Genomic DNA, 1565 nt, shown 5'->3' on the forward strand with positions numbered 1-1565 from the left:
AGTGAGAAAATCGTCTGCCCGCCTGGGTGGCCGATGACGTCGCTGTTGTAAAAACGCATCGAGGTGTTATCCAGCCCTTGCACGCTGCGACGCGCGCTGTGGCCGCCGTTCTCTGAATAGGCATTGTCTGGTGACATCCAAGCGGTGTCTTGCCAAGGCGCCTCCCCGGTTTCGGGGTAGCTCATCACCACAAAGTCGGGCAAACGGTGTTTGACCTTAATCGAGGTGTCGGTGGAGCATCCCGCCGGGGTGCAGGTCATCCACACGCACGCCCCAATCACTTCGTAATCCAGGCACTCCGGGCAGGCTGCGCTGGCGATGACCTCGGCGGTGGTGACCTCCTGACTTATGGCAGAGGTCGCGCACAGACATGAGCCTAGAATGCTCAAACCTAGCCCTCGCTTGAGTGATTTGTGTATGAGTAAGGTGAGGCTCATCTTATTCCTCTCCCAGATAGTCAAGCCGGGCTTGTTCGATGTCTTTGGCCTTGAGCAGCGCCGCATCGAGCTCACTGATGCCGTGCAAGTCCATGAGGGTTTGGCGTTTTCTTTTCGCTGGACCATCGGTTTCGCCCAGCGCCAGGTAGAGCGCAGGCGGCACAATGCAAAAGCGCTGCATTAGGGTGTTGTCCATGCCGGTGATGACGCCTTCTTTGTATTTGTGCTTTTCCGATTGCATCGAACGGATGAGGTTTTTCTCGGCCTCGGAGAGCTTTTTAAACGATTCAAGGTGACTGAGTTCATCTTCTGGCATGTTGAGCATCACCCACCACTCAGCGTTGTTGAGCATCTTGCGGGCAATGGCCGGAAAATCGGCCAAATCTTGCGTCGCTAGCCAAAACCACGCGCTGAGTTTTCGCCACATCTTGACGATTTTGACGGCGTAAGGCGCGAGTAGCTCATTGGTGACAATCAGGTGCGCTTCATCGGTCAGGGTGACAATGTCACGCCCAGAGTATTGGTCGCGCTCCGCAATGCCGTTAATGCGGTTAATCAAAGAGATGTACGCGGCGGCCATTTGCGCTTCATACCCGGTTTTAGCGTAGAGGCCTAGGTCAATGATGGTCACATCCGCTTCGGGCCAGTGCTCGGCTTCTTGATTGAAAATTTGCCCTTCTAGGCCATCACAGAAAAAGGCCATCGCTTCGCTCATTAGGCGGGCGCGTGCTTGGCGGGGCTCAGGTCTATTCGGGTCTTGACTAAAACGCTCTAGCGCGTCTTTGACGTGCTCTGGGCGCACTTGCTCGCCCGTAGGGTGGCAATGCTCTGCGGCTTCTTTAATCGCATCACGCACCATCGACGAGTCAGCGCGGCGATAATCGTCCATCTCGCGCTGCTCACCGCCGGTAATCATCAGCCTTGCCATGATTTCCAGCTCCCCTAAGATGTCCCGCGCTTCATCGTCTGGCGAATCACTGTCATTAAGGTGTTCAATGTCTAGCGCTTTCTCATCACTGACGTGAGGCACGGCTTGGCCGACCAAGTGTTTGGCATCGGCAAACGGCGCCATCAGGCCTTTAGAATGAGCGCTCACCTGAACGCGGTTGACCGATAACCCCAAACGTT

Annotated in this window: 1 protein-coding gene and 1 pseudogene; both read right to left on the reverse strand. The window is 55.7% G+C overall.

Going from position 1 to position 1565, the window contains the following annotated elements:
• The coding region (locus AB6E51_RS24360) for a TraU family protein (RefSeq protein ID WP_372140304.1) at nucleotides 1-437 on the reverse strand (437 nt) is incomplete at its 3' end.
• A 1-nt stretch (nucleotide 438) separates the two neighbouring features.
• Nucleotides 439-1565 (reverse strand): annotated as a pseudogene (locus tag AB6E51_RS24365) (conjugative transfer ATPase); the annotation flags it as partial.

Origin of the sequence: Vibrio sp. 10N.247.311.47 (assembly GCF_041467535.1) — a bacterium.
In the GTDB taxonomy this organism is placed as follows: domain Bacteria; phylum Pseudomonadota; class Gammaproteobacteria; order Enterobacterales; family Vibrionaceae; genus Vibrio; species Vibrio crassostreae_C.